Raw genomic sequence first — 12039 nt, 5'->3', positions numbered from 1 at the left:
ACCAAGCCCTCAACGACCGCACCCCCAAACAGGCCTACCTCGACCAGCAAAACCTGCCAATTTCTTGACTCAAGACACGACTCCAACCACATTGATTCTGATAAGCCGGCCCGGTTGTTGCGGGTCGTGGCAGCCGCCGCCGGTGTCGCGCCCGGGAGAAACGGTCAGACGATTCGCGGGTAAATAGTCGTACGACCGGCGCCCTATAGGTGGTTGTAAGAGGCCGATATCCCTCTAACCAAGCCCTCTCCGCCCCCGATGCGCTGAAGCGAAACGCATGCGAAGCCCATCACTCGACTTGAGTCGGCTGTTTGGCAGGCGCGTGGTTATGCGGGTTTGCGATCGGCGGTTTAGCGGTCTCGCACGACCCACGCTCGATGTGCTTGAGACTATCGACTCCGCGGGACGAACCCCTACCGAGCATTTTCGCTCAGCAATTTCTCAGCAGATTCTTTGGGCCCGGCTAGCTCGGCTCAAAGGATCCACAAAGTCATCGGCGTCAACATAGATCTCATGACGAGTGAGCGGCTTTGTCCCGATGTCTGCCCCGCGTGCAGCTACCCCACGTCCGAGCCCGGTCTGTGCTACTTCTGCGCTCCCGCAGTAGAAACGTCAGTGATCGCTCTCAGCACCGCCAGGCAAGTTTGGGAAGCGCACGACGATACTGAACATCGCTTGTCCAGCAGCGCGTCTAGCCGCCTCGCGGCCGCCGGTTGAGTACATGTTGCACGAAGTTTGTCCAGATTCGCTTGCGTCACCGACCCGTGCCTGCGAACGTTGACCGCGGCGGGCAGACCTCTTCAGTATCGACCTTCGCGTCTGGCTTAAACATCAACGCATGAATAGCGTTTGAGGCGCCCGCCATCAACCCGGCTCAGCGCTTCGGACGGTAGCTTTGGCCCAGTGGCGCACCTGCTCGGAGCCGAAGCCGTACACCTGGAATATCCGACGCAGGTGGTATTCGAATCGGTCACGCTGGGCGTCAGCGACGGCGCGCGCATCGGCATCGTGGGACGAAACGGCGACGGCAAGTCCAGTCTGCTGCGATTGCTCACCGGGCAGCTACAGCCGAACGCAGGCCGGGTCACGCGGCGCGGCGGCCTGAGGGTCAGCGCTTTGAGCCAGGCGGACACGCTGGACCCCGGTCACACCGTCGGCTGGACACTGGTCGGCGATCGACCTGAGCACCAGTGGGCCGGTGACGCCCGCGTCCGCGATGTGGTCAGCGGACTGGTGTCCGACATTGCCTGGGACGCAATGGTTTCGACGCTCAGCGGCGGTCAGCGGCGGCGGGTCCAACTGGCTCAGCTGCTGGTCGGCGAATGGGATGTGATCGCGCTCGACGAGCCCACCAACCATCTCGACATCGAAGGGATCACCTGGCTGGCGGGCCATCTCAATCAACGCTGGGCCCGTAACACCGGCGGACTCCTACTGGTCACCCACGACCGCTGGTTCCTCGATGAAGTCGCCACAACGACCTGGGAAGTGCACGACGGGATCGTCGAACCGTTCGAAGGTGGTTACGCCACTTACGTGCTGCAGCGCGTCGAGCGGGACCGGCTGGCCGCGGCCGCTGAAGCCAAGCGCCAAAACCTCATGCGCAAGGAGTTGGCGTGGTTGCGCCGTGGCCCGCCGGCGCGCACCTCGAAACCGAAGTTCCGGATCGAGACCGCCAATCAACTGATCGCGGACGTGCCTCCGCTCCGCAACACCGTTGAATTGGCCAGGCTGGCCACCGCCCGGTTGGGAAAGGACGTCATCGATCTGCTCGACGTGTCGGTCTCCTTCGAGGACCGCCCGGTGTTGCGCGACGTGGTATGGCGGGTCGCGCCCGGCGAACGCACCGGCATCGTCGGGGCCAACGGCGCCGGTAAGTCCACCTTGCTCGGGTTGATCGCGGGCACTGTCACTCCAGACGCCGGCCGGGTCAAACGGGGCAAGACTGTTCGGCTGGCGGTACTCGACCAGCAAGGCGATGACCTTGCAACGCTTGCCGGCGACCGGATCGCCGACGTGCTGGGCCGGCTACGCAGCGACTATCACGTCGACGGCCGCGAGGTCACCCCCGCCCAACTGCTGGAACGCCTCGGCTTCGCCCGCGGCCAATTGTCTGCTCGGGTCCGTGATCTGTCCGGCGGTCAAAAACGCCGGCTGCAGCTGATGCTCACGCTGCTGTCGGAACCCAACGTCTTGCTGCTCGACGAGCCCACCAACGACGTCGACACCGAGATGCTCACCGCCACCGAGGATTTGCTCGACTCGTGGGCGGGCACTTTGATCGTCGTATCTCACGACCGGTACCTGCTCGAACGGGTAACCGACCAGCAATACGCGATTCTGGACGGTCGATTGCGGCACCTGCCGGGCGGCATCGACGAATATCTGCGGCTGGCTGCCGGTACCGCCCAGCCCTCCCAGCCGGTGCGACCGGCGACCGAGCCGCAGGTCATGACGGGCGCGCAACGACGTGCCGCCGAAAAGGAGCTGGCCTCAATCGACCGCCAGCTGGCACGCCTGGCCGACCGGATCGCGGTCAAACACACCGAACTTGCGGCCCACGACCAGGCTGACCACGTCGGCATTATCAAGCTGGCCCAAGAGTTGCGGGCGCTGGAAGAAGAGGTCGCCGCGACGGAGGCCCGCTGGCTAGAGCTTTCGGAGGCGCTCGAATGACCCACTTCCTACGCTGCTGTGCTGGGGTCGCTGTCCCTTACGCAAGGTGTCCAGCAACTCCCGGTACGGCCCGACGAGGTAAGCCGTGTCGCCTGCTCTCAACCGGGCATCACGGCGTGGGTGCAGCCTGACCGGTTGGTCTTGGCGAGTAATCGCGATGACGCGGGTCTGGGTGGACATTTCGAACATGGTCAGCCCATCCAGTTCGCTGCCGGCCTCCACAAACATCGTGCCGATCATGAAAGAGCTCTGACCCACCGAAAACGTCCCCAGCACCTGCAGGCCCATCGCGGCACCGATGAACCACGGCGCCGACAGTTCGACGGTCGACCGAACGTTTTCGAATCCGAACCGCTGAGCCACCGCGAAGCCCAGATCGCGGTCGTAGACCCGCATCACGATCGGAACGTCGGGCCGCTGCAGCTCCGGCATTACGTCGGGGCCGTACATCTCGCTCAGCACGATCCCGACCTCGATGTTGACCATGTCGTCCTGGGTCAGCACCGCGACCGCGCGAGCCCGGTCGATACCGGCCGATTCCAGCGTCTGACGCAGCGTCGCGTCCCCGAAAATGACCGGCACGTCGAGCTCGGCCGCCACCGGCAAGAAGGGGTTGTCGTCGTCGTTCTCAATCACCGCTGCGTCGTATCCCGCTTCCGCCAGATCGCTTATTACACGCATTCCGAGCGAGCCCAGACCCACGACGATGACATGGTTGCGCAGATGGCGCACCCGCCGGCGCCCGGCGGAGTGCGTGAACCGCCGGGACAGCAGCAGGTCTGCGATGAACGCGACAAGGAGGGCAGTAGTGGTCATCCCGACGAACATCAACATGACGCTGAACAATCGCAGCCAGGTGGGTTGCTGGGCAAAGCTGAAGTCGCCGTAGCCCACCGTAGTGATCGTTTCGGCGCTGAAGTACAGGGCGTCCAGCCAGGTGATACCGGGATGCCGCAGGTAACTGAAGCGCAGCAAGATCGTTGAGCCGATCAGCAGGACAACGCCTACCACCGACGCCGGATAAAACGCCGGGTTGACGTCTTGGCGCACGGTGCGTGCGGCGTCGAGCACTCGCCGCAGCCGGGGCCGACCGGCGCGTGTCCCAACAGCCCCCGGAACTTTGACGCCGCATGCTGCCAACTGATCGGCGGTGCCGATCATCGCCGTCCAATCGCCCGCGTGCACTCGCAGATCACGGCCCGGACATGCCACCACATCGCCTGGGGCAGAAGAGTTTTCGCCGCGAATCACGGCTGCCGGCGCCAAATCGCCGTAGAGGTCACGCAGGGTCGCATCACGCGGCGCCTCGGTCCCCCATACGACGAATTTGATTCCGGCCGCCTCGAACGGGTGTGTCGTGCTCGCCAGGCACGCCTCGACGACCGACGGGGCCGAGAGGTCGGCGACGTCAAGGATGGCGCCGGGCCCGTTGTCGGCGGCCATCGCGGTGCGCAGCACGTCGTTGGCCAGCCTCGCCACCACGCGCACCTCGGGGTTGGCTTTCCTTGCCAGCAAGGCGATTTCGAGGTTTTTCGCATCGTCAGAGCCGGCGCAGACGACGGCGCACGCAGTGGCGACACCGGCGTCGACCAGCTCTGCGTCGGCGAGCCTGACAATTCGCGCGCCGGCTTTGTTCAGCTCCTCGACAATCGTCGTCGCGAGCGCGTCGTCGCCGCTGACGATGATGTGGCGGTCGAGCCGGTCGTGCACCATACACACCCACTTCTACTGGCACTGACTATCGGGTGACCGGCCGGCGCAGTGATGGTGTCTTCAGCAGCTACCGCAAAACAGGCGAAGCGGCTGTGCCGGGGCCGGATACAAGCGATATGGATTTCGGAGACGGACTATCGCTCGGACTCATCTGGCCCTCACCTCCTTGCCGCCAGGACACTCGTGGGTGTCGCAATTGTTAGTGCATTGGTCACCGAGCCGGGTGCTCGCGAAGCCAATGATGACTGCCTGAGCAGCCCAGGTCAATCGGCTTCAGGCAGCGGGAAGCGAGACGGCGATCGGGTAATGTCGTGTCACAGCCGTTGTCGAATTGCGAACCGCGCGGGGAGGAGCCATGGCGGAACAACCGCACAGGACGGTGCGCTACTGGCCCGGCGAGGCGTTGCTGGCGCTGTACCGCCGGCGTGGCGCGGTGATCAATTCCGGAGTCGGGCGGCATGGCTACACCTATTTGCTGGGAGCCGAGGCGAACAAGTTCGTGTTCGCCAACGCCGATGCGTTCAGTTGGCGCGAAACGTTTGAGAGCCTGGCTATCGTGGACGGCCCGACGGCGCTGATCGTCAGTGACGGAGACGACCATCGACGCCGTCGCAGCGTGGTGGCGCCGGGGCTGCGGCACCGCGAAATCCAGCATTACGTGCAGACCATGGTGTCCAATATCGACGCGGTGATCGGCACTTGGCCGCACGGCCAACAGGTCGACATCTACCAACAGTTCCGTTCCGCTGTCCGGCGTAGCACCGCCGAATCGCTGTTCGGTCAGCGCCTGGCCGTCCACTCCGATTTCCTTGGCGAACAACTTCAGCCCCTACTGGACATGACCCATCGGCTGCCGCAGGTCATGCAATTGCAGCGGCGGGTCAACGCACCGGCGTGGCGACGGGCGATGGCCGCCCGGTCACGTATCAACGATTTCGTGGACGCACAGATCGCCGAGGCGCGATCCGCGCCCAGACCAGACGACCAGATGTTGACCATGTTGATCAACGGTCGTGGTGAAGAAGGCTATGCCTTGGAGAACAACGAGATTCGCGATCAGATCATTTCGATGATCACCGCCGGATACGAGACCACCAGTGCTGCCCTGGCTTGGGCGGCCTACACCCTGTTGAGCCTGCCCGGCGCCTGGGACGCCGCGGCCGACGAAGTGCATCGCGTCCTCGGCGACAGGCCGCCGGCGGCCGAGGACCTCGATGCCCTCACCTACCTCAATGGCGTTGTGCACGAGACTCTTCGGTTGTACTCGCCTGGTGTTGTCTCCGCGCGCAGGGTGATGCGCGACCTGTTCTTCGACGGGCATCGCATCCCGGCGGGAAGATTGCTGGTATTCAGCGCGTACGTCACCCACCGACAGCCCGAATTATGGCCGAAGCCAACAGAGTTCCGTCCCCAGCGCTGGGATCCGGCTTCGCCTGAGTATCGCAAGCCAGCGCCGCACGAGTTCATCCCGTTCAGCGGAGGCATGCATAGGTGCATCGGATCGCTCATGGCCACTACCGAGATGACCGTGATGCTGGCCCGGCTCGTTGCCCGGACCACGCTGCGGCTGCCAGCTCAGCGGATCCGGGCGGTCAACTTCGCGGCGTTGTCCCCTTATCCAGGGCTGACCGTCGAAGTCAGCAACTCAGTGCCAGTCCACTAGCGCCCGTAAGTCATTGAGCGTCATCAGTATCGGCGTCGTCTGAGAGCGCCATCGCTATCAAGTCATCAGGGGTCAGTGAGTCGATGACGTCTTCTCTGGTAGCGGGATCGCGAGGCGACGTCTCGGTCCCCCCGGCCAGAAGTAGCAGTTTGTCGAGTAATCCCGTCTTGCGCAGCTCACTCAGAGGAATCTTCCTCAGCGACGCCCAGATCTTTTCTTCGTCGGATTCTTTGCGGCCGTGGAGTAATAGTTGCGCGAGATGATCGGCCAACACCGTCGGGGTGGGATAGTCGAAGATCAAGGTGCGAGACAAAGCCAACCCGGTGTCGGCGATGAGGCGGTTGCGCAGTTCGACACCGGTCATCGAGTCGAATCCCAGGTCCTGGAAGGCTCGCTCGGCGTCGATGTCATGAGCGCTCGAGTGCGCCAGGACAATTGCCGCACGCGAGCACACCAACTCCACCAACTGGCGTTGCTGATCCTTGGGGTCCAAACCCTGCAATTGCTTGGCCAACCCGGCCGGCTGATTCGCCACTACCGGCACTTCCCCGTCTGATCTACCTTCTCCCAACCAAAACCGTTGCCGTACGAAGCCATACGTCGGCAGCCCCACCACCCGAGCACCGAGACCGCCCAATACCGCTTGCCAGTCCACGGCCAGGCCGCTGGTAAACGACTGCCCCAGTGCGGTCAGCAAGGATTCGATCTCCGGGCGATCCTTGCCCAAAGTCACCACCAGCACGGGCCGCTCAGCGGTCAACGACTGCTCTATCGCGGCGGGTAGCCCGGCCCCGGGACCGACCTCCACGAATACCCCGGCGCCCAGCGATTCGGCGGTCTGCACGCCGTCGGCAAAGCGTACCGGCTGGCGCACGTGCTCAACCCAGTACTCCGGCGACCCGTATCCCGCGCCGGCCAATCGCCCAGACACGTTGGCCACCAACTTGATCCGTGGCTCGGCGGCAGAAACCTCGGCGGCAATCCGACCGAATTTATCGACCATCGGTTCCATCAATGGCGAATGGAACGCATGCGACACAGCCAATCGATGCACGCGCCGGCCCATCCCGGCCAATCGCTCCGCGACCGCGTTTACCGCAGCCGCCTCACCCGAAAGCACTACCGCGTTAGGCCCGTTGACCGCCGCGATACCCACACCTGCGTCCAGTAACGGCGCCACCTCCTCCTCGCCGGCGGCCGCGGCGACCATCACGCCGCCTTCGGGCATCTCGGCCATCAACCGGCCCCGTGCCGCGACCAGCATCGCGGCATCGGTCAGCGACAGCACTTCGGCTACGCATGCCGCGCTGATCTCGCCCACTGAATGGCCCATCACGAAGTCAGGCTCAACACCGCAGTACCGCAACAATGCAGCCAACGCCACTTCGACGGCAAACAGCGCGGGCTGGGCGAACTCCGTACTCTGCAGCAGCGTGGCGTCGCTGCCCCACATCACTTGCCGCAGTGGTAGCCGTAGATGACCGTCCAGTGCGTCGGCCGCCTCGTCAAACGCCTTCGCGAACACCGGAAACCGGCCATATAGCGCCGATCCCATTCCCAGCCATTGCGAACCCTGCCCGGGAAATACGAACGCCGTCTTGCCGGCCGATTGGGCCCGGCCCTCCACCGCACCCGCGGCCGGCTCACCGGCCGCCAACGCCGCCAATCCTCCCATCAAGGCAGCGCGCCCGGCACCCACCACCACGGCCCGGTGATCGAACACCGCTCGCGTCGTGGCCAACGACCACGCCACGTCGGCCGAATGCAGGCCCTCATCAGCATCCACCCACGCCAACAGGCGTTCCGCCTGATTCGCCAAGGCCTGCAGCGAACGACCCGACAGTACCCATGGAACCGCGACATCGCCGTCATCGCGTTGCACTGCAACGTTTTCCAGGATCTGCGCTTGCTCGGCTGGAGCTTGCTCCAAGACAAGGTGCGCGTTGGTCCCGCCCATGCCGAACGACGACACCCCCGCCCGCCTCGGTCCGTCGTCCACCGGCCACGGCGTCAGCGTCGTGTTGACCTGTAGCCCAAAGCCGTCCAGATCCACGTCGGGGCTGGCGTTAACGAAGTTGAGACTTGCTGGTACCGCAGCGTTTTCGATTGCCAGCACCGTCTTGATAAGCCCCGCGATTCCCGAAGCGCTTCCGGCATGTCCGATGTTGGTTTTGACCGACCCGACACTGAGCGGGCGGCGACGGCGCTGACCGAACGCCTGCCCGAGCGCCTCGGCTTCGATCGGGTCGCCGATTTCGGTGCCGGTTCCGTGAGCTTCGACGTACTGGATCTGACTACACTCCAGACCCGCGCAGGACAAGGCGCGCGCTATGACGTCGACTTGCGCCGAAGCCGACGGTACGGTCAGCCCCGCCGTACCGCGCCCGGCATTTCCCACGGCGCTGCCGCGAATGATTGCGCGGACGCGGTTGCCGTCCTCGAGCGCGGCTCGCAACGGTTTCAGCAGTACCAGGCCGCCACCTTCGCTTCGTACGTATCCGTCCGCGCGTGCGTCGAACGCGTAGGTGTGGCCCGATGAGGACAGTGCGCCGAATTCCGTTTCCAGCATTGCTGTTTCGGTCGCGAGGTTGAGATTGACACCGCCCGCGATCGCCAACGGCGCCTCGCCGGTGCTCAGGCTCTCACACGCGAGGTGAACGGCGACCAGCGAGGATGATTGACCGGAATCAACGGTCATGCTGTTGCCGTGCATGCCGAAGGTGTACGAGATCCGGTTGGCGATCATTCCCCGGCTGATGCCGGTATAGGAGTGGTGATCGAGGTTATCCGGAGCGTCGCGCAACGTCAGGTAGGCGTAGTCGTCGTTCGTTGCGCCCAGGTATACAGCGACTTGCTCTCCGGACAGGGTTTCCGGCACGACACCCGCCTCTTCGAGCAGTTCCCAAGTTAATTCGAGCGCGAGTCGCTGGCGGGGATCCAGTGCGCAAGCCTCGCGCGGCGAAAGATTGAAGAAGTCGGCGTCGAATTCCGCGACGTCGCCGAGGGCATTGTCGGAAACCTCGAGCCCGTCGTGCAGCAGGCACCAGAACTCACCTGGGTTACCGGCGCCGGGGAACCTACATGCGAGTCCGATGATCGCTATGTCAATCGGTGGCACGGCACCTCATAGCGGGTCATACCGGGAAATCTTTGTCGAGCATGGCCAGGAGTTCGCTTTCGGCGGCTTTGCCGATGTCCTGGTCTTCGTTGCAGAACGGATCGGGTGCGGATTGCGACGCTGTGAGCTCGGCCAAAATGTTTTGTATCCGGGCGCTCAGATGTGTCTTGTCGTCATCCGTCCAGTCGGGCTGGTTGACCAGTATTTGTAGTTCGCGCGCGATGTCGTCGAAACGAGCCAGCTTGTCTGGTTCGCCGGTCGGCGCGCCAGTGTTGACCGTTACCGCGGCAAGCTGCTCGTCGACGTGTTCGGCGAGGGCGCTGGGGGTGGGGTAGTCGAAGATCACGGTGGGTGAAAGGGTGAGTCCGGTGGCGTTTTTGAGCCGGTTGCGCAGTTCGACGGCGGTCAGGGAGTCGAAGCCGAGATCCTGAAACATGCTGTCGGCGTTGATGTCTGCGAGGGTGCGGCCCAAAACCGTTGCCGCGTTGGTGCATACCAGCTCTACCAAATGGTGGTAGCGCTGTTCAGCATCGAGTCCTTGCAGCCGTGCCGCCAACCCGGACAGGGACGAGCTGCTGTCGGTATCAGCGATCAGTCGCCGCCCCGGACGAGGAGCCAAGTCGCGCAGGATCGGTGGCAGCGTGGTGCTCGCGGCGAGTCCGGCGGTGTCGAGGTGGGTGGCGATCATCAGGGGGTGGTCGGTGAGCATGGCGTCGTCGAACAGCTGGAGAGCTGCCGGGGTGGACAGCGGGGCCAGTCCGGCCCGGCTGATGCGGGCTTTGTCCTGCTCGCCGAGGTGACGCGTCATCGCACTGGCTTGTTCCCACAGTCCCCAGGCCACCGACAACCCGGGCAAGCCCTGAGCACGCCGATGAGTGGCCAACGCATCCAAAAAACTGTTGGCCGCCGCATAATTACCCTGCCCCGCCGTACCCACAATGCCAGCCATCGAAGAGAACAACACAAACGCCGACAAATCCCGATCCCGAGTCAGCTCATGCAGATTCCACGCCCCATCAACCTTGGCCCGCAACACCGTATCCACCCGCTGCGGCGTCAACGAGGCGATCAACCCATCATCGAGCACACCGGCGGCATGAAAAACCCCCTTGAGCGGAAAACGCGGATCCAACCCCGCCAGCAGATCGGCCACCGCATCACGATCGGCCACATCACAGCCCACCACCGAAACCTGGGCCCCACCGGCCTGCAACCGCTCGGTTAGCTCCGCCACACCGGCGGCCTGCCCACCGCTACGGCTGACCAACACCACATGAGCCACCCCATAACGCGTCACCAAATGCTCGGCCACCGCCGAACCAGCCATCCCCGTACCCCCGGTGATCACCACCGAGCCCCCAGCCAAATCCCCACCCGAACCGGCCAACACCGCCTCACCAGGCCCACCAGGAACCGTCAACACCACCTTGCCGATCTGACGGGCCTGCGAAACATAGCGATACGCCGCCGCAGCACTACGCACATCAAACGTCTTGACCGGCAACGGCTCCAACACACCAGCAGCAAACAAATCCATCAACTGCGCAAACATCTGCGCCGTACCATCCGGACCCGCCTCAATCAAATCAAAAGCCCGATACACCACACCAGGATGATCCGCAGCCACCCGCCCCGGATCACGCAGATCGGTCTTACCCATCTCAATAAAACGCCCACCACCAACCAACAACCGCAACGAGGCATCCAAAAACTCACCCGCCAATGAGTTGAGCACCACATCCACCCCAGCCCCACCAGTGGCCGCCAAAAACTTCTGCTCAAACTCCACCGTGCGCGAATCACCAATATGGGCCTCATCAAAACCCATCGCCCGCAACGTATCCCACTTACCACGACTAGCAGTGACAAACACCTCAGCACCCCAATACCGAGCCAACTGCACCGCAGCCATCCCCACCCCACCGGTACCGGCATGAATCAACACCCGCTGCCCAGCACCCAACCCCGCCAACACCGACAACCCATACCACGCCGTCAAAAACACCACCGGCACACCAGCCGCCCGCACCAACGACCACCCCGACGGCACCACCGTCACCATCCGCGCATCAACCACCGCCTCAGCACCCACCACCCCCAACAAACCCATCACCGCATCACCCACAGCCAACCCGGACACCCCCGGGCCAACCTCCACCACTACCCCCGCACCCTCAACACCCAACTCCCCACCACCGGGATACATCCCCAACGCCACCAACACATCCCGGAAATTCACCCCCACCGCAGCCACCGACACCCGCACCTGCCCAGCACCCAACTCCACCCGCGGACACGACGCCACCACCAAATCCTCAAACGTGCCCCCACCACCAGGCACCACCCGCCACCCACCCGCAGGCAACTCCAACACCGCACCAGCCCCCGCACGCGCTAACCGAGCCCCATGCACCACACCCGAACGCACCACCACCTGCGGCTCACCACACCCAACCACCGCCTCCACCGCCACCGAACCATCCGAATCCACCAACATCACCCGACCCGGAAACTCCGCCTGCGCCGACCGCACCAACCCCCACACCGCCGCACCAGCCACATCCGTGACATCCTCACCCGCCAACCCCACCGCACCCCGCGTCAACACCACCAACACACCCGACTCATCACCGGCCAACCACGACTGCAACACCCCCAACCCCTCATGCACCACCCCATACACCGACCCCCACCACCCCCCGCCCCCCCACACCCAAACCCCCCCCCGCCCCACAGCCCCGGCCGCCCGCCCCCCCCCCCCCGCCGGGGCGGTGGGGGGCCCAGGCAGGGGGGCGGGGGGGGTGTGGGGGGTCCAGACCCCCCCGGGGGCCCGCGCCCACGGGGATGGGGGGCCCGCGGGGGGGGGCCC

Annotated in this window: 5 protein-coding genes; 2 read left to right on the top strand and 3 right to left on the bottom strand. The window is 64.4% G+C overall.

Features of this window, described 5'->3' with window-relative positions; translation table 11 throughout:
* Positions 1-903 precede the first annotated feature (903 nt).
* Positions 904-2676 carry an ABC-F family ATP-binding cassette domain-containing protein gene (locus A9W99_RS05985; protein ID WP_067374818.1) on the top strand — a complete coding sequence of 591 codons (1773 nt, stop codon included), beginning with the start codon at positions 904-906 and terminating at the stop codon, positions 2674-2676.
* On the opposite strand, the gene A9W99_RS05980 is transcribed toward A9W99_RS05985, so the two are convergent.
* The gene (locus A9W99_RS05980) at positions 2650-4389 is read right to left on the bottom strand and encodes an NAD-binding protein (RefSeq protein WP_067374816.1); all 1740 of its coding nucleotides are present in this window, start codon (positions 4387-4389) and stop codon (positions 2650-2652) included. The two genes, A9W99_RS05985 and A9W99_RS05980, sit on opposite strands and share 27 nt — an antisense overlap.
* A 379-nt stretch (positions 4390-4768) precedes the next feature.
* Here A9W99_RS05980 and A9W99_RS05975 point away from each other — a divergent pair, with 379 nt between their 5' ends.
* A complete protein-coding gene (locus A9W99_RS05975; RefSeq protein ID WP_156622968.1) occupies positions 4769-6052 on the top strand; it encodes a cytochrome P450 in 1284 nt (427 codons plus the stop codon).
* A gap of 10 nt (positions 6053-6062) precedes the next feature.
* Here A9W99_RS05975 and A9W99_RS05970 read toward each other — a convergent pair whose 3' ends face one another.
* Both A9W99_RS05970 and A9W99_RS05965 read right to left on the bottom strand, forming a co-directional pair.
* Positions 6063-9170: a type I polyketide synthase gene (locus tag A9W99_RS05970; RefSeq protein ID WP_067374812.1), complete on the bottom strand. Its 3108-nt coding sequence runs from the start codon at positions 9168-9170 to the stop codon at positions 6063-6065.
* A 16-nt stretch (positions 9171-9186) separates the two neighbouring features.
* Positions 9187-12039 (bottom strand): SDR family NAD(P)-dependent oxidoreductase (locus A9W99_RS05965; protein ID WP_156622967.1); only part of this gene is annotated, 2853 nt, incomplete at its 5' end.

Origin of the sequence: Mycobacterium sp. 1164966.3, assembly GCF_001665395.1 — a bacterium.
In the GTDB taxonomy this organism is placed as follows: domain Bacteria; phylum Actinomycetota; class Actinomycetes; order Mycobacteriales; family Mycobacteriaceae; genus Mycobacterium.
This window is presented reverse-complemented; position numbering and strand designations above follow the sequence as displayed.

What these genes read in the sequence shown, in the direction of transcription:
- A9W99_RS05980 (WP_067374816.1), bottom strand. Translation starts at nt 4,389, where the DNA reads ATGGTGCACGACCGGCTCGACCGCCACATCATCGTCAGCGGCGACGAC.